Annotated in this window: 13 protein-coding genes, 1 tRNA gene and 2 pseudogenes; 13 read left to right on the top strand and 3 right to left on the bottom strand. The window is 38.6% G+C overall.

Annotation, left to right across the window (positions count from 1 at the left end; genetic code table 11):
• Positions 1-209 precede the first annotated feature (209 nt).
• Both UB32_RS13670 and UB32_RS19540 read right to left on the bottom strand, forming a co-directional pair.
• Positions 210-441, bottom strand: a pseudogene (locus UB32_RS13670) (IS5/IS1182 family transposase); the annotation flags it as partial.
• Positions 442-601: 160 nt separating this feature from the next.
• Positions 602-769: an aspartyl-phosphate phosphatase Spo0E family protein gene (locus tag UB32_RS19540; protein WP_084221848.1), complete on the bottom strand. Its 168-nt coding sequence runs from the start codon at positions 767-769 to the stop codon at positions 602-604.
• A gap of 275 nt (positions 770-1,044) precedes the next feature.
• On the opposite strand from UB32_RS19540, the gene UB32_RS13660 reads away from it, so the two are divergent.
• From UB32_RS13660 to UB32_RS13645, 4 genes are all read left to right on the top strand, one after another.
• On the top strand, positions 1,045-1,404 hold the full coding sequence (locus UB32_RS13660) for a response regulator (protein ID WP_044394520.1): 360 nt from the start codon (positions 1,045-1,047) through the stop codon (positions 1,402-1,404).
• 82 nt (positions 1,405-1,486) lie between these two features.
• Positions 1,487-1,951, top strand: coding sequence for a CcdC family protein (locus UB32_RS13655; protein WP_044394519.1), 465 nt, complete (start codon positions 1,487-1,489; stop codon positions 1,949-1,951).
• A gap of 182 nt (positions 1,952-2,133) precedes the next feature.
• A complete protein-coding gene (locus tag UB32_RS13650) occupies positions 2,134-2,439 on the top strand; it encodes a hypothetical protein (RefSeq protein WP_044394518.1) in 306 nt (101 codons plus the stop codon).
• A gap of 419 nt (positions 2,440-2,858) precedes the next feature.
• Positions 2,859-3,080, top strand: coding sequence for a hypothetical protein (locus UB32_RS13645; protein WP_044394517.1), 222 nt, complete (start codon positions 2,859-2,861; stop codon positions 3,078-3,080).
• 51 nt (positions 3,081-3,131) lie between these two features.
• Here UB32_RS13645 and UB32_RS13640 read toward each other — a convergent pair whose 3' ends face one another.
• Complete coding sequence (locus UB32_RS13640) at positions 3,132-3,563, bottom strand: DUF2621 domain-containing protein (RefSeq protein WP_044394516.1); 432 nt, start codon at positions 3,561-3,563, stop codon at positions 3,132-3,134.
• 139 nt (positions 3,564-3,702) lie between these two features.
• On the opposite strand from UB32_RS13640, the gene UB32_RS20055 reads away from it, so the two are divergent.
• The 9 genes and pseudogenes from UB32_RS20055 to UB32_RS13605 form a co-directional block, all read left to right on the top strand.
• A tRNA-Sec gene (locus UB32_RS20055) sits at positions 3,703-3,799 on the top strand.
• A gap of 338 nt (positions 3,800-4,137) precedes the next feature.
• Positions 4,138-5,337 carry an ROK family protein gene (locus UB32_RS13635; RefSeq protein WP_044394514.1) on the top strand — a complete coding sequence of 400 codons (1,200 nt, stop codon included), beginning with the start codon at positions 4,138-4,140 and terminating at the stop codon, positions 5,335-5,337.
• A 26-nt stretch (positions 5,338-5,363) separates the two neighbouring features.
• Positions 5,364-6,644: an extracellular solute-binding protein gene (locus tag UB32_RS13630; protein ID WP_044394512.1), complete on the top strand. Its 1,281-nt coding sequence runs from the start codon at positions 5,364-5,366 to the stop codon at positions 6,642-6,644.
• 72 nt (positions 6,645-6,716) lie between these two features.
• Positions 6,717-7,604 (top strand): carbohydrate ABC transporter permease, encoded by an 888-nt coding sequence (locus UB32_RS13625; RefSeq protein WP_044394511.1) that lies wholly within the window; start codon positions 6,717-6,719, stop codon positions 7,602-7,604.
• A 9-nt stretch (positions 7,605-7,613) separates the two neighbouring features.
• Positions 7,614-8,447: a carbohydrate ABC transporter permease gene (locus UB32_RS13620; protein WP_044394510.1), complete on the top strand. Its 834-nt coding sequence runs from the start codon at positions 7,614-7,616 to the stop codon at positions 8,445-8,447.
• Positions 8,448-8,471: 24 nt separating this feature from the next.
• Positions 8,472-10,193, top strand: coding sequence for a glycoside hydrolase family 66 protein (locus UB32_RS13615; protein WP_052807039.1), 1,722 nt, complete (start codon positions 8,472-8,474; stop codon positions 10,191-10,193).
• Between the two features lie 4 nt (positions 10,194-10,197).
• Complete coding sequence (locus tag UB32_RS13610; protein ID WP_052807038.1) at positions 10,198-13,095, top strand: glycoside hydrolase family 66 protein; 2,898 nt, start codon at positions 10,198-10,200, stop codon at positions 13,093-13,095.
• 27 nt (positions 13,096-13,122) lie between these two features.
• A complete protein-coding gene (locus tag UB32_RS19060; RefSeq protein ID WP_052807037.1) occupies positions 13,123-15,885 on the top strand; it encodes a glycoside hydrolase family 15 protein in 2,763 nt (920 codons plus the stop codon).
• Between the two features lie 170 nt (positions 15,886-16,055).
• Positions 16,056-16,942, top strand: a pseudogene (locus UB32_RS13605) (alpha-amylase family glycosyl hydrolase); the annotation flags it as partial.
• Positions 16,943-17,009: the final 67 nt, after the last annotated feature.

The following is a 17,009-nucleotide window of genomic DNA, read 5'->3' as shown; positions in this document are numbered from 1 at the left end:
CTCCTCGAGACGTTTTTCGCCTTCGGTTCTGCCAAATGAAGTCAAAGATGTATTGAGATAAAAAATGGAAACAATTTTACTTATTTGGGTATCTTTCCGCAAGAAAGGTGCCCTTATGGAGGCGGAAATGCTCACATAAGGGTATCTTTCCGCAAGAAAGGTGCCCTTATAGAGGTGAAAACGCTTGTATAAGGGTATCTTTCCGCATTTGGATGCATTTTAGATACTAGTTCCAGTTTTTTTCTTTTGTATAAAGAATGTTCTCTTTTCAGAATAAGCTGTATCTCCAATGACTGTTTCCATTTCCATGCCTGTGGCTTCGCCTGTTGCTACAATGGCCGCAGTGATAATTCGTTCGTCTCTCATTGCGATATGGGTTTTGTATCCAAGGAAGGAAGAATCCATTGCCTTATGCCCAACACGTGCAGCTGAATCAGTTGAAAAGCAAAATAAAAAAACATAAGTTTTTCAGTGCCCTTAGCAAAGTGACGAGGAGGATCTCATTTGACGCCCTGCAGAAAGCGAGTGTCATCCGTTCTAATCAACAGCCCGATGATCAGCAAAATCAAAAAAGGACCGGGCGCAGTTTGCCCGGTTTTTCTTACTTGGCTGCCTTTTTGAGATAGAGGCGATTGTATTCATTCAGCAGTTTATCAAGTTCTTGGCTATAGTGAATGGCAATAGTGGAATTTAAACCGTTCTTAGCGGTGATTTCTATCAGTTCAACTCGCTTCTTCTCTATATTGGTGATCATTTGCTCTTTTGACAAGGTGAAAATCCTTTCTATTATGTGTTTCGTTAGCATTTTTATGTAAAATCGTTATAAATATAGAAATTATTACAAGTACTATATTAGTATATAACATAGACTGGAAAATTTCAAAAGGAACATTGGTAAAATAGTTTCATAAATAATAGAAACTGTTTGGGAGAATTTTGTCGGTGTCTTTACATTGAAAATAATGACTATTTATAGTTATATAGTAATTAAGGGGAAATTATCTAATTTAATATACTTGTTGGATTGTCGGGGAGGATACAGCAATGGCCAGAATTTTGATAGTGGACGACGCAAAATTTATGAGAATCACCTTAACCAATATTCTGAGGAAAGCGAATCATGAAATTGTTGGAGAAGCCGAAAACGGACGTGAGGCAGTCATGCTGTACCGCGAGCTTAAGCCTGATCTAGTGACAATGGATATAACAATGCCAGAAATGAGCGGACTGGAGGCAGTAAAAGAAATCAAAAAAGACTTCAAAGATGCAAAAATCATCATGTGCTCAGCAATGGGCCAGCAGAAGATGGTAGTAGATGCCATCGAAGCAGGGGCAAAGGATTTTATTGTCAAGCCATTTGATGATTCCCAGGTAATTGATTCAGTATCAAGAGTTCTTAGATAAAAAATAGCCATTTAAGTGTATCTTAAATGGCTATTTTTCATTATAATAATAGTGTAATCAAATAATAAGGGATGAAAATCAGATGAATTATGTTATGGCATCTACAATAGGTGCAGTTGGTATGGCAATTTTCGTTACAGCCGTAAGGGTGAAGGCCGCCAAAAAACCAGCATCAGCTAAAAAAATTATTTTGCCGCCAATTTTCATGAGTACCGGTGCTCTCATGTTTATCTTCCCGATGTTTCGGGTGCATTTTTTACAGATTTTAGAAGCGATAACGGTAGGAATGCTGTTCTCGATCCTGCTAATCAAAACTTCGCAATTTGAAGTGCGCGGCAGAGAAATCTTTCTTAAAAGATCAAAGGCTTTTATTTTCATCTTAATCGGTTTATTGGTAGTACGCGTTATTGCGAAGCTCGTATTGAGCAGCACAATTGATGTCGGCGAACTGAGCGGGATGTTTTGGATTCTGGCTTTCGCAATGATCGTACCATGGCGGATTGCGATGTATAGGCAATTTAAAAAGCTTCACAATGAACTCCACTAAGACATATCAATCAATAATTAAATCCTCTCGCTATCGACGAGGGGATTTTTGCATGAAAAAAGTGTGGCAAAATCGAATTTGCAGCAAAATATCAAGTTTGTATCGATTTGAAATTGAATTTACAATAAAATCCATTCTATCGGGAATAATGGGTAGTAAACAGGAAAAGAGAAGGTGAGACTTTGCCACGAAAAGCTGCAGAAAATCATCAGGTGAAAGAAACCCAGGATGACAAAGAGCGTAATGAAATAGAAAGATTAAACGATATGCTGGAGGCAGTACTTAACTATATTTCCGATGATGAAATCGAGGTCATTGATATCGAATATTTACTCAACAATACGGATGGTCTGCGTGAATGGTGGGATCAATACCGCGAAAGAAACAGGAAAAATATTGAAGAGGAAATAGTACAATCATTAGGCAGTCTTTCGATTGAGGCGTTAGAGGAGCTAAGAGAGAAAATCAGAGGGAAAGAAAAAGAATAAAATGGTGTTAATGAAAATTTACAAAATTGCCGAAATTGTTTAATTTCTGCTTTACAATCCTATGATAAGCTTTAAATATAAGGGATTTCTCAATTTAAGGAGTGTTGGCGATGGTTTACAAAGTCATCATTAATTTCTTTTTGGTATGTGCCCACTTCTATCTGTTTTAACGAAAGTTAAAAAATTCTTAACAGAACCAGGCAACGAATTTTATATTTCTCTATTAATCTAAATACTAAGCAGGATAGCACGTGTGGCTATCGAGGCAATCAGCGAAGGTGGGGCTGATTGTTTTTTTTTGTGAACGTTGTTTCTTCAGAAAAAGTAAGGAAATGATATACAGTTTGATTCCAGGTCACCAATTTCACTCTGACAGAATACAATGATTAGACCACTTGATTCAGTCAGGAGGAGTAGAGATGTCACTGAAAAATTATGCGATTTTGTTAAAAATCCTGGGACCTGCTGTGTTTCTTGTGCCGATCTTTTTAAAGGGAATGGGATATATTAAAAGCATTTCACCTGCTATTATGTTTAGTTTAATTGCTATCGGAGTAGTTTTGTTGATCGCAGGGAATATTTGTGAGGCAAAGGCGATCCGGTCCGGTGAATATCGCAGGTGGAGAAGAAGAATAAAGTGAGAAACGAGTTTCAGATTCTGAAACTCGTTGGTTTTTTTACAGAAGAAACGATTAAAAAAGGCTTTCGTAGGGAGTGGTACTAATTCGCTTTTCTGCAAGACGCTTTCGCAAAAATTTATGGTCGCGTTTTGGTGTTGCCAATATATAACCACGGATGACTAGTTCCTGAGTGATTTGGCCCGCATTTTCCATAAGCGCCAGCTCACCGATTTTACCAGCAATCTTATGTCTTGCAACATCTCTGAACAATTCAGGTACCGGGCTAACCAAATCTTCGAGCAATACCTTTTGGTCCTCCGTCCAAAGATGCCTAGTCTGATTTACATAATACTCTTCCCAATCCATATCTGATTTCCCGTCGTCCTTAGGCAGCTTTTTCAAAAATTTGCGGAACATGAAAAAGCCGCCAATCGCGAATAAGCCGACCAATACTACGACCCAGAATAAAATAAACCATAAAAACCAACCTTCGAGCTGATACATAACCCTTCACCCACACATTTCTACTATCTTTCCTTCATTATAATATCCGGTTTCAAAGGAGACAAGCCTTGTGACAATTAAGTTAATACACTTGTAAAATCGACAGCTTCTAAGTATAATAAAATTTGTTCTTTCATAAGGGGCTGATTGGGGTGCTGGTGCCCTCCACGGTCTTCAAAACCGCTTGTGACCTGCGTGCCAGGTTAGCTGGGTTCGATTCCCAGGCGGTCCCGCCAATATAATACATTTTTTTACCGCACAGGAAATTACTTGTGCGTTTTTTGTTTTATTTTGGCTCGTGACAGTCATAAATTAAGTTTGGATGCTGTTCTAAAATCTGATATTGTTATTACTCACTTCCTAACTGTTTATAAAAATAGGTTTTTAATAGTATCTAAAAAAATACTCTTGTCAAAATTTTTTGTCGAAATATTTTTATTTTAAGACATTGATTCGTTCAATGAATAAAGTTATTATAAAAGTGTACCAAGTGTCACAAAAAAATTCTTGGAACAAAAAATTTTTATAAAGTTTATTCGCTCATTGAAGGAATAAACTTAGCTGGAGGAGGAATATGAACCAAATAATCAGAAGGGGAAACAAGGATTTCATTAAGGAATTAAACAGATCTCTGGTAATAGATGAAATTAGGCTGAAGGGGCCAATATCCAGGACGGATTTATCCGTCAATACAGAATTGGGTTTATCAACAATTACAAACATTATCAGTGAACTCATGAACGAAGGGTTGATTTGTGAGGTAGGATCCGGTAATTCCAATGGTGGAAGAAAGCCAGTATTACTAACACTAAAGGGAATGTCCAAAAAAGCAATTGGCATCAAGATTGAAAACACACGTCTACTCATAAGCACCTCAGACTTGAATGGCAAGTTAGATTATAAACAGACCATTCTCTTTCCGCAGAAATTAACCGCACAAGATATCACTTCATTGATTATCACCGAAATAGAAAAAATTTATGAACTTTATACTGGTATTGAGTTTTTGGGAATTGGGATAGCTGCATCCGGTTTGGTGGATTCAGGAAAACTTACTATTATCGATTCGCCAATAGTAGGTTGGGAGAATATCAAATTTAAGGTTTTAGAGGAAAAATTCAATATCCCAGTCTTTTTGGAAAATGATGCAAACGTCTTTACTCTTGCTCATCTTTGGAGAGGAATCGGGAAGGAAAACCATACAATTATTGGAGTAACGGTGGGTATAGGGATAGGGGCAGGCATTGTCATAGACAGGCGAATTTATCGCGGAGAGTTTGGAGGAGCCGGAGAACTGGGTCATCTCATTATCCAGAGAGAAGGGACTCCATGTTATTGCGGCCAACGAGGATGCTTGGAAATGTACGCATCAGACCACTATCTAGTAAGTGAAATTGCCCGGTTAAAATCACTTGGGGCAGACTCCCAACTTGTCAAATATAAGAATATCAACTTGTCGTCTGTATCCCGTGAAGCAGAAGCTGGAGATTATTATGCAAAGGAAATATTAATTAGACAAGGTGAAAACCTTGGTATCGGTTTAAAAAATATGGTCAATCTATTTAATCCTGGCGCCATCATTTTGGGTATGGAAGGATTGGATCACTCTGAATATCTGATAAGAGGGATCAAGAGAGAACTGAATACTCATTTCTTTGTTAAGCACCCGAAACAGTTGGATTTATTTTTTTCTGATCTTGGAGATGATGCATGGTTAATTGGAGCCTGTGCACTTGTTCTGGATGAATTCTTTAAAATTCCAATCTATAAATAAATGAATTTATTAGGAGGAGTTATTGAATGTTTAGTAAGCGTTTACATTTGTTAAGTTTAATTATGGTACTTCTGCTCCTTTTTGTAACTGCATGTTCTGGCGAAAAAACTACTAACGAAACACAGAAGGAAGCGGACGCACAAAAAAAAGAGGTCACACTCACATTCTGGCACGGCTATAACCCTGTGGAAGCAAAGCATTTTGAAGAAAATGTTATCCCGAATTTTGAGGAGGAACATCCAGGAGTAAAAATCAAGTCAGTAGCTGTTCCGTACGATCAATTCTATCAAAAGTTGATTACGTCTATTTCGGGTGGTACGGCCCCTGATATGATCAGGGCAGACCTGGCATGGGTTCCTCAGCTTGCAAAGCTGGATGCTCTTGAGCCTCTTGACCAATTGATGGATGATTTCAACACTTATAAAGATAGTGTTTTTCCAGGTACATTGAGCCCGAATAAATGGAAGGACCATTATTATGGCCTGCCGCTTGATACGAATACACGTGTTCTTATGTGGAATAAAAAAATGTTCGATGATGCAGGTATAACTGCTCCTCCAAAAACGCTGGATGAATTTTATACAACTATCGAAAAGCTCTCTAAAGAGGGAAAAGAATGGGGATATGCAGAGGGAGGAACAGGAGGATGGAATGTACTGCCCCTATTATGGAGCGCTGGAGGGGGAGTTACTGACGAAAACATGACCAAATCTACAGGCTATTTGAATAGCCCGGAGAGTGTGCAATTCCTTGAAAAATTGGTTGAGTTGAATAAAAAAGGTAATTTGGGTCCTTCAATCCTTGGAGGAGGATTAGGTACTGCCGATGGATATGCGCAAGGGAAATATGGAATGATCCTAGATGGACCTTGGATGGTACCGATTTTTAAGGATCAATACCCAGACTTTGAGGTTCAAATGTCCTTAATACCAGAAGGCAAGGGTGGGTCTGTATCGGTAGTTGGCGGAGAAGACATTGTGCTGTTTAAGCAATCTAAAAATAAACAGGAAGCTGCTGACTTCATTCGTTTCATGCTTTCCAAGGACACACAGCTTTCAATGGCTGATGTAGGACAAATTCCAGTCCTGCAGGATTTGGCAGAAAGTGATTATATGAAAAATCACGAATATTATGGAATTTTTATGGAACAGTTGAAAACAGCAAAAGCTCGCACACCGCATCCTGAGTGGAACAAAATTGATACTGCGATTTCCGAGGCGGTTCAATATGCTTTGCGAGGCGATAAATCTCCAAAAGATGCCTTGGATGAAGCAACTGTGAAAGTTGATGCCATCTTGGCCCAATAAGACTGGTGGGGAGAGATTCTCTTTACAAGGCTCTCCCCTGTAGTTTAAAGATAAAGAAAGGGACTGGAATACATGGAGAAAGATTTATATCGTTCAAAACAAGTTATTTTCTTTATTCTCCCGGCTATGTTTTTCTTTTTAGCCTTCAATACTTACCCAATACTGAAGGCACTGCAAATGAGCTTCTACCAATGGAATATCTTAATGCCAAGTGAAAGCGAGTTTATCGGCTTTGATAATTATTTACAGGCAATGAAAGATCCGGTTTTCTGGACGTCTTTAAAAAACAGCATCATTTATACCACAGTAACCGTTCCATCCCAAATGGTACTAGGGTTATTCGTTGCGGTGCTACTTGACCAGAGTATTAAAGGCAAAGCTTTTTTTCGTACACTGTATTATTTACCGGTCATCACTTCCTGGGTAGTTGTATCACTATTATTCAAGTACCTGTTCAACAGCCAGGCAGGGTTAATCAATTATATATTAAAAGATTTCCTGCACATTATTCCTTCCTATATCAACTGGCTTCAGGAGCCGGGTACTGCATTGGCAGTCATAATGCTTTTAGGTATCTGGAAAGGAGTGGGATGGTCAATGGTAATTTTCCTGGCGGCCCTACAGAATATTCCGGAGGATTTGAAGGAGGCAGCCACAATAGACGGCGCTAGTCCTATACACTTCTTTTTCAAGGTGACTCTACCGCTTTTAAAGCCGACCATAGCATTTATTTCCATCATGCTAATCATCGGGGGATTTAATGTCTTTATCTCCGTTCTCCTCATCACTGGTGGGGGACCGCTCCAGAAGACCGAGGTGCTACTAACCTATATGTATAATCAGGGCTTTGGAAATCTTAACTTTGGTTATGGAGCTGCTTTATCCTATATTTTGGGAGCGATTATATTCATTATTAGTGCCGTGCAAATGAAAATATTTAATAAACCTGTAGATATGTAGGAGGAGAAGATGAGAAAACAAAAATTTTTATTAAAAACCGTTGTATATGTCCTCCTTTTACTTGGTGCTACAATTACAACTATCCCATTTCTTTATATGGTGTCGACTTCCCTAAAAGGACAAACATATGTATTTGAAGTACCGCCAAAGTTTATACCTACTGATCCGACATTGCAAAACTTTTCAGATGCCTGGAATTCGAATAATTTCCAAGGATATTTTATGAATAGTGTTTTTGTATCGGTTTTAACAACTGTTATCGTCCTGATATCATCTTCCATGCTTGCCTTTGCTTTTGCTAGATTTCATTTTAGGGGCAAAAGGTTTCTGTTCATGATCATCTTGCTTACTCTCATGATTCCGGGAATGATGTTGATTATTCCGCAATTTATCTTAGCAAAAAATCTTGGGTTGTTGAATAATTTGTGGGGACTTGTATTTGTTTATGTGGCCATGAATATAGCGGTCAATACATTTTTGCTTCGTGGTTTTTTTGAAGGGATTCCTAGGGAACTTGAGGATGCTACGAGGATTGATGGCGGCGGATTCTTTACTATTTTCTTCAAAGTAGTGCTACCACTTTCGAAGCCGGCACTGGCAACAGTCGCTATTTTCACTTTTCTTTTTGGCTGGGATGAATTTGTGTGGGCAGTCATTTCGATTAATGAACCAGAAAAATATACTTTGCCCGTTGCGATTGCTACTTTCCATGGCGCTCATCAAACCCAATGGGGATTGGTCTTTGCTGCCTCTTTATTTGCGATTTTTCCAGTTATTTTAGCATTCGTTTTGCTTCAAAAGCATTTTATTAAAGGACTTACAGCAGGGTCGGTCAAAGGCTGATCCACGGAAAGGCGGGTAAATGTTTTGAAAGTACAGAAAATTCTGGATTTATATCCCTTAAAAGCACAATTCAAGCCAGGTGAGAAACCGATGTTTAGGGTTGAACTGGAAGAAATTCATCCAGGGTCAGTGTTGGATGTGGAAATTTCTCACTTAAACAATATAATTTTTCATGAAAAATATTCAATTCAAGGAGAGGAGATCATAGATTTTGAACTTGAAAAGCAGGATTTTGAACAAACAGGATTTGGAATAAAGGTGGATTTACTCGATTTGGAAGGCTTGACCAGTGATTCAAAGTCTTCTGCATTCGATGTAGCCTCCCATTGGAACAAGTCACCAAGATACGGATTCCTATGTGAATTTCATCCCGAAGAAAATGGAAAACTCAAAGATTTGGACATTCTTAATAAACTCCATATTAACATTGTTCAATTTTATGACTGGATGTACAGACATGACCAATTAGTGCCGGAAGATAATAACTTTACTGATCCGCTTGGAAGAAAGCTGTCTTCGGATGTTATAAAGGAAAAGATTTTTAACGCCAATCAAAAAGGTATGGCCACAATTGCTTATGGTGCAATCTACGCTTCTCTTAAAGATTTCTTTGAAAAGCATTCCGAATGGGGGCTTTACCAAAATGATGGGATTCCCTATTCCTTGGTGGATATCTTTTACATTATGGATATTTCCTCTGACTCAAAATGGAATGATCATATCATAAATGAGTTCAAAAGAGTAATAGAATATGGCTTTGATGGGATACATATGGACCAATATGGTTTCCCAAAAAAGGCATGGAACCAGCAAGGTAATCTAGTTGATATGTCAGAAACTTTCGCCCCGTTCATTAACAGAACAAGAGAAGAATTATCTGAAATTAACCCGGATGTTGGTCTCATTTTCAACAACGTCGGGAACTTTCCCACCTATGCGACTGCAGATGCCAAGCACGATGCTATTTATATTGAAGTTTGGTCGCCAATCAACTCCTACCCTGAACTAAAAGTCCTCATTGATCAAACAAAACAGTACTCTGGAGACAAACAAGTTATTCTCGCGGCTTATCTTGCACCCTTTAATCATCGCAAAGAAGGGTTCAACCAGCAAGCAGCTGAGAACGGAGCTCTTACTGCCATGGCAACAATATTCGCAAATGGCGCCTACCATTTGCTCATTGGAGAAGAATATAAGGTCCTTACCGAAGGGTACTACCCGAATTACGGGGAAATGAGTGAGACATTTAAAAGGAAAGTAAGGTCCTACTACGATTTTATCGTGCAATACCAGGAGCTTTTGTTCGGGAAATTCGTCGATATCTCCTATACGCATACAGGAGGATACAACAATGAGATAGGCCGCGATAATGAAATTGAATTTCAAGGGAAGGATATTCGATTTTCCCCTTCAGGTGAAGCAGGAACTGTATGGACGATTGTAAAGGAAAACAAACGTTTCCTGGTTATCCACCTCCTTAACCTCAGCAATTATAAGGATAACTTGTGGAACACAGCGAAAGAAAGTCCGCCAGTTCCGATTTCAAATGTAAAAGTGAGAGTTCTAATGGAAGAAAATGTCCAGGGAGTATTCTTTGCAACACCGGATTCAAATGAATGCCAGCCAATCGAACTCAAACCTAAAAAAGTAAAGGGTTCAAATGGGTTTATGCTCGAAGTAAATATCGAAAAGCTTGAGGTCTGGTCGGTTCTTTGTTTTTCGAAATCAAATAAACAATCGGGGTGAAGAGATGAAACGATTTTTGGCTCTTTTGTTAATCGTGATTTTAATGGTACCGTTTATCCCTCTGCAAAAAGAAAAAGTTGTTCATGCAGCTACATTGTTAAATGTCTTAAGAGTGTTTACTGATAAAGCCAGATATAATCCCGGTTCAAATGTAAATGTAACTGCTGAGATATCTAATAATACCTCACAATTATGGAGTGGTGATGTCTATTTAGATGTGTACCATTTGGACTACAAGCAAAGTTCCCAAATCAAACAGCTAAGCTTAAATCCAGGGGAGACAAAAAATATTAGTTTTATTTGGACAGCTCCAAGTACTGACTTTCAGGGATATTTTGTTCAGGTAACAGCTTCTGGTGCTGTTGGAACTACGGCAGTGGATGTATCAAGTAAATGGACACAATATCCACGCTATGGTTTTCTTACTGAATACCCCGTGGGAGAAAATAGTTCGGTTACAAATTCTCGCGTGAAGCAATCGATAGAGGATTATCATGTAAATTCTTTTCAATTTTATGATTGGATGTGGCGTCACGAAAATATGATTAAGCGTACGAATGGAACAATTGACACTCAATGGAATGATTGGAGTGGTAAATTAACGATTTCCTGGTCAACTATTCAAAACTTAATCAATTCCGCGCATCAATATAATGCCGCTGCCATGCCTTATACCATGAATTATGCTGGTTTGCAGGATTATGAACAGATTTCCGGAGTTAGTCCCCAATGGGGCATGTATTACGACAATGCACATCAAAGCCAATTAGTTTTTGACTTTGTAGATAATAAACCGGAGACTAATTTATGGCTCTTTAACCCAGCAAATCTAAATTGGCAGAATCACATTTTTGGCCAATACAGAGATTCAATATTAACCGCCGGATTCGATGGGATTCACCTAGATCAAATGGGAGAAAGAAGTGATCCATTTGATTATAATGGCAACGTAATTGATTTAGATAATTCTTTTTCCGGATTTATTAATAATCTTAAAAGCAACCTTCTATCAAACGGTTTAGGGAATAAGGCTGTAACATTTAACATGGTTGATGGTGCTGTTGGTGGATGGGCAGTAGGAGATGTAATTTCAAACGCAAAAACCGACTTTGATTATAGTGAAATTTGGGGTAAGGCTGACGAATACATGGAGCTTAAAAATTATATCTACGATGTAAAAAAACAAAATGGACGTAAGCCACTGGTCATTGCTGCTTACATGAATTATGAGGAAAACACTGGAACAAGATATGAGGCTGAAAATGCCCAATTAACAAATGTAGGGACAAACACGAATCATAATGGTTATTCAGGTTCTGGATTCGTTGACCTATTTGGAGAAACTGGAGATAAAGTTGAATTCTCTATTTCTGTACCTGAAGATGGAAAATACAGCCTAGTGTTCCAATATGCAAATGACACCGGGGATACCTCAACTAGAAGTGTTTATGTTGATCAAAAAGATATTCAGCAAGTGGAGTTCCTTGATCAAAATGGTTGGGATACGTGGGCATTTGATTCTTATGCAATGGTGGAATTAAAAGCAGGCACACATACAATTTCTATTCAGAAAGATCAGGATGATAGTGGATTTATTAATCTAGATAGTTTAACACTTGGAACTTTTAATGAACCATCTGTTCGGTTAACAGATGCTGCACTTGCTGCTAGTGGTGCTTTCCATATTGAGATGGGCGAAGGCGATCAAATGTTGGGACATCCTTACTTCCCTAATAAGAGTAAGCAAATGAGGAATTCACTGAAGAATTCCATGAAAAATTACTATAATTTCATTACAGCATATGAAAATATTCTTTTTGATAAAGATGTTATTTCTAATGATTCAGGAAAACAGTTTGTTGATATTTCTGGCGAAGTAGTTAGCGGAGATGCTAGCAGCAATTCTATTTGGTCCATTTACAATAGAAGTAAGGACTATAATATTGTCCACTTAATAAATCTGACAAATAATGATACAAAATGGAGAAACAGTGCCTCAGAGCCTTCAGTAAAATCTAATTTACAGACAAAGGTATATATTGGAGGGAATGAAAACATTTCAAATATCTACTTAGCCACGCCTGATATTGATGGTGGGAAGTCTAAAGAACTAGCCTTTACTAGCGGAACTGATAGTAAGGGGAAATTTGTCTCCTTTACATTACCTTCTTTAAATTATTGGGATATGATTTATATGAAAAGAAGTTTCACAAACCCGGTGAATGACATTTATGAAGCAGAGAAAGAAGTTTTAAGTAATGTTGCTGTAAACAATAACCATTCTAATTTTACAGGAAGTGGTTTTGTTGATCAATTTGCTGAAGTAAATGATGGTGTATCCTTCACGGTAAATGCAGTTGAGCAGGAAGACTATGTTTTAAGGTTCAAGTATGCTAATGGAGGCAGTAACGCTACAAGGGATGTTTATATCGATGGCAGTTATGCTGGCACTGTAAATTTAAAGAATAGTGGCAACTGGGATTCATGGCAATATGGAGAATTAACCGTTAATCTACAGGCCGGCTATCATTCAGTGGTACTCTGGTATAACTCTTCCAATGGTGGAGCAATCAATTTGGATCACCTCGACTTGGACAAAGCTTATATTTGGGAGTTTGATAGGCAGATTACCTCTGTTCCGGCTGGATATAGGGTTGTTTTCCGGGTTGGGGAACAGGGTTGGATTCACTGGGGGACAAATGGGTGGCAGAATATAACCGACACACCATTAACTAGTAATGGATCGAAAAACTCTGAAGAGGATTTTGAAAGCTCCGTTGGTCCATTTTCTTCAGGTACTACCGTTGATTTTACATTTCTTTGGGATGACAATAATAACGGAATTATAGAAACAAATACTGATAGATGGGAAGGAAAGGATTACCATTTAAGCATACAGTAAGGCAAAAGTCGAAAGGGGATATAAACAATGTTGGGGATGTTAAAATCTAAGGTTTTTCCAATAACGCTTAGCATTATATTGGTTGTTTCTCTATTTATTCCGCAATTAATCTCCGTAAAAGCATTATCTACAACAATGCCTACGGATGAATCTGCGACAAGCTTGTATATGTCCAACTGGAAAAATAGTGTAAATCTTTGGATGGCGAGCAAACTTTCTCAAAATGACACTGGAAATTACGGGCCGCGCATAGGTGAAATGAGGATAGCCAATGATTATGCAACAAATCAAATAAAAGATTATTCCTCATTTTTCAGGGATGAAACAAATGGTGTCAAGTATACCCAGCCTCATAACTTCGCTTCACAAGCTTACTACGATGAGAATGGTATTCTCAGGACGAAGTATTTAAATTATGGAAGTAGCCAGTTGCCAATTGAGGTTACAAAAGATTTTGCGATGGTTCCCAACCAGGATTTCATGGTAGCAACGTATACTTTTAAAAATAGTGGCACCTCATCAATTGATTACAATGTCCTGGAACAAATACATGTTAACAACAAATCTATCGGTAATGGAAACTATCAAAACCATGCATGGTACGATTCTTCTAAAAACGCCATGTATGTTGATATGTCAAGTTCTGGACAATATTATATTGCTCTAGGGGCTTTCCAAAAAGCAGATAGTTTTCAGGTGGCTAATGACCGAGACGCGAATTTAGGTAATATGACAGTTGCACCTTGGTATACATTTGATAATAATGGAACACTGAAAAATAACTCGGATATTTATGCGGAAGATATAAGCGTTGCATTTCAGGATAAAGTAACCATCCCAGCAAATAGCTCAATATCCATTTCGTTTGTCGCTACTGTACAAGATACATTGTCCAAAGCTCAAGCAGCTGTATCCACCGCTACGTCCCAGTCGGTCAACTACTGGTTTACACAAACAACTAACTCATACAGTAATTGGTTGAAAAGCGGGAAGACAGTTAATTTTGATGATGAGGGATTAAATCTTGCTTATAAAAGAGGATTAGTAACAATCAAAAATGCTATAAATCCAAGTTACGGAACCACACCTGCTACCACTAATCCCATTGCATATGGATATAAAGTTTGGGCTAGGGATTCCGCTGTAACGGCTATGATATTGGACCAGGCAGGATTTTACGAAGATGCTAAAAAATATTGGTATTGGTTACAAGATCGGCAGGAAGCGGACGGTACCTTTAAAACGACCTTTGATTACTGGACTAACAACTATGTTTCATTTGTTGAACCAGAACATGATTCCATTGGTATTTTTCTTGTTGGTGCATACCAGCACTATAAATTAACTGGCGATACTACTTTTCTAAATAACATTTGGACCAAATATAAAAAGTCTGCCGATTTTGTATGGTCCCACCTAGGTTCCAATCCTTATGGATATGGAGAAGCGGATGCTAGTATTTGGGAGGAGCAAATAGAATATAACGGATTTACCCAAGCATTGTATGTTGCTGGCCTAGACTCAGCACAGCATATGGCGAGAGCGATGAATTTAAGTGATCTTGCAGACAACTATAATGGAGCATCCAGTAAAATTAGATCGAATATCCAAAAGAACGATAGTTGGAATCCAAGTGGCCTTTGGAATGATAGTAATGGATATTTTAATCGAGCAGTCAATACAGATGGTACACCAAGGACATTAGTAGATGCTTCTTCCAACGCTTTAATGGTATATGGGGTATTGGATTCATTGTCATCGAGGGCAAACAGCCATGTGAATAAAATTAAAACGAATCTTCAACATGATAATTACGGGGTATCAAGGTACGATGGAGATACGTTTTATTACACTGCTTCGTTCAGCCCGGCTGGTAACGAAGCATTGAGTGATGAACCAACCTGGCCGCAAATGAGTTCCTATATCGCTTTGCATCATATTTACAGAGGAGAAAAACAGACAGCACTGGAGTACCTGAAATGGATTGTATCCCGTATGGGCGCTGGGTATATGGCACAAGGTGAGGCAGTCTCAAGGGTGACCTTTAAGCCTCTACAGAGTACTATGGTTGAACCAGTAACGGCAGCTTGGTATATAGGAACTGCCTTGGCTTACGAAGGGAAAGCTGACCTTAGGATTATTCCCCCTCAGTATAATGCAGGGGCATATAAGAGTATCAATATTACTTCCAACGTAGTAAATGATTTGGCCCAATGGAACAATGTCCCATATTATAAAGACAATATGGGAGACACCATTTCCGGAGCTGGGGAAACAGATATTAACAAAGTCTATATAAGCAACGATTCTTCCAATTTATATATCAGGATTAAAAACAAAAGCGGTTCCTTGCCAGGATTTAATACATCCCCTCGTTTTGCAATGATGGTATTTTCGGAAGACTTTAAAAACGCTGCAATAGAAAAGAAAGGTACCGGATTATATGGAGGAAAACTCGACAGGCAAATGAGTTTTATGGTTGGAAGGTGGAGCGATTCAGACAACTACTCTAAATTTTTAGTCGGGAGCGGCAATTGGAACTTTGTAAAACATTTCAACAATGTGATTAATCCACAATGGAGCACATCCTCGGGAGATATGGAAATGGTAATTCCATTATCCGAATTTTCAAGTTCCGGAACCGTCAACAATGGGGATTGGGCAAACATTAATGTAGTCATTGCCCGACAGGATCCCAGTTCTCTAAACTGGTCCGAAGATGATGTCTCTGCCCTACATTATCGTATCACTACTTCTGGCGAACAATGGACATACGGAAACGTGGAATAATTTTATGGAAGAGGGGCTTTTGCCCCTCTTTTGACAAATATTATAGAGGAGTCTTTGGAATGGAAATGCGTTGTAATGAAAAAGAGTGGTGGAAAAAGAGTGTAGTCTACCAAATATATCCGAGAAGTTTTTTGGACTCGGATGGGGATGGAATAGGGGATATTGCTGGTAAAGGGATCGATGGCTTCAGGATGGATGTGATAAACTTTATTTCCAAGGCGCCTGGTCTACCAGATGGGGAAATGAAAGAAGGCAGGTTCTATGGGGACGGGGGCCCTATTTTATAAATGGGTCTCGAATCCATGAATATCTTCAGGAAATGAACAAGGAAGTCTTATCGAAATATGACATTCTTACCGTAGGGGAAATGCCAGGCGCAAGCCCCGAGGATGCAGTAATTTACACGAATCCGATAAATAAAGAATTAAATATGGTTTTTACATTCGACCATATGGATCTTGATAGCGGACCGAAGGAGAAATGGGATATTAGACCCCTAAACCTAGTTAGGCTTAAGGAACATTTTGAAAAATGGCAAACAAAATTATATGGAAATGGCTGGAATAGTCTATATTGGAATAATCATGATCAACCAAGAATCGTCTCCCGTTTTGGGGATGATCAAAAATATCGGATAGAATCTGCCAAGATGCTTGCCACCTGTTTACATATGCTTCAGGGAACACCTTATATTTATCAAGGCGAAGAAATAGGGATGACAAATGTGAAATTTCAAACAATTGAGGATTATAGGGATATTGAAACATTGAATATGTACAATGAAAAACATTCGATGGGAATACCAGATAATGAGATAATGAAGGCAATCTATGCCAAAGGGAGAGATAATGCCAGGACTCCAATGCAGTGGAGTAATCAATTAAACGCTGGATTTACCCACGGGAAGTCCTGGATTAAGGCAAATCCGCGATATCGGGAAATCAATGTAGCGCAGGCATTAACTGATCAACATTCCATCTATTATCATTATCAACAGCTTATCTTCCTAAGGAAAAAACTCGGCATCATTACAACAGGTGATTTTAATCTCCTTTTAACGGATTTCCGAAAGAAGTCTCCCATCCTCAAGGAATGGGAAGGGCTAAAGCCCAATGAGTAGGTGG

The sequence above is a fragment of the Mesobacillus subterraneus genome, assembly GCF_000934845.1.
In the GTDB taxonomy this organism is placed as follows: Bacteria; Bacillota; Bacilli; order Bacillales; family Cytobacillaceae; genus Mesobacillus; species Mesobacillus stamsii.
The sequence above is the reverse complement of the archived record's forward strand: the minus strand, read 5'-3'. Positions and strand labels throughout refer to the sequence as shown.

Bases quoted from the DNA above. Each gene is read 5' to 3' on its own strand.
- UB32_RS13660 (WP_044394520.1), top strand. From the start codon at position 1,045: ATGGCCAGAATTTTGATAGTGGACGACGCAAAATTTATGAGAATCACC.
- UB32_RS13655 (WP_044394519.1), top strand. From the start codon at position 1,487: ATGAATTATGTTATGGCATCTACAATAGGTGCAGTTGGTATGGCAATT.
- UB32_RS13645 (WP_044394517.1), top strand. From the start codon at position 2,859: ATGTCACTGAAAAATTATGCGATTTTGTTAAAAATCCTGGGACCTGCT.
- UB32_RS13640 (WP_044394516.1), bottom strand. From the start codon at position 3,563: ATGTATCAGCTCGAAGGTTGGTTTTTATGGTTTATTTTATTCTGGGTC.
- UB32_RS13635 (WP_044394514.1), top strand. From the start codon at position 4,138: ATGAACCAAATAATCAGAAGGGGAAACAAGGATTTCATTAAGGAATTA.
- UB32_RS13630 (WP_044394512.1), top strand. From the start codon at position 5,364: ATGTTTAGTAAGCGTTTACATTTGTTAAGTTTAATTATGGTACTTCTG.
- UB32_RS13625 (WP_044394511.1), top strand. From the start codon at position 6,717: ATGGAGAAAGATTTATATCGTTCAAAACAAGTTATTTTCTTTATTCTC.
- UB32_RS13620 (WP_044394510.1), top strand. From the start codon at position 7,614: ATGAGAAAACAAAAATTTTTATTAAAAACCGTTGTATATGTCCTCCTT.
- UB32_RS13610 (WP_052807038.1), top strand. From the start codon at position 10,198: ATGAAACGATTTTTGGCTCTTTTGTTAATCGTGATTTTAATGGTACCG.
- UB32_RS19060 (WP_052807037.1), top strand. From the start codon at position 13,123: ATGTTGGGGATGTTAAAATCTAAGGTTTTTCCAATAACGCTTAGCATT.